General features: G+C 65.0%; 1 rRNA gene. It reads left to right on the plus strand.

From position 1 onward, the window contains the following. Positions 1-124, plus strand: a 23S ribosomal RNA gene (locus MFF56_RS31980); the annotation flags it as partial. Between the last annotated feature and the right edge of the window lie 256 nt (positions 125-380).

A 380-nucleotide genomic window follows, 5' to 3' on the forward strand; every position in this document is an offset into this window, starting at 1 on the left:
AAACCCCCCTCGAAACGAGGTCTCCCTTGAGGGCCGTGGAAGACGACCACGTCGATAGGCCGGAAGTGCAAGCGCGGCAACGCGCTGAGCTGACCGGTACTAATCGCCCGACAGACTTGATCGTCTCTCGTGATCCATCGCCGCCATACCCGATCCCAGCAGGATCGGCACCGATCCGCCAGGATCGGCACAGCGGTCGCAACACAAGACCAGGCCCGGCCCGCAACACGCGGACCGTCGCCCGAACCTGCTTGCCGAACAGAACGGGGCTCCCGCCGTCGCCGAACCCTGCGACAGCGAACGTCCCAAAAGAACCTGTGCTTGGCCGGTCTGGTGGCCTGAGCGGTGTGCCCAGAACCCGATCCCATCTCGAACTCGGC

This window comes from Methylobacterium hispanicum (assembly GCF_022179285.1).
Classification (GTDB): Bacteria; Pseudomonadota; Alphaproteobacteria; order Rhizobiales; family Beijerinckiaceae; genus Methylobacterium; species Methylobacterium hispanicum.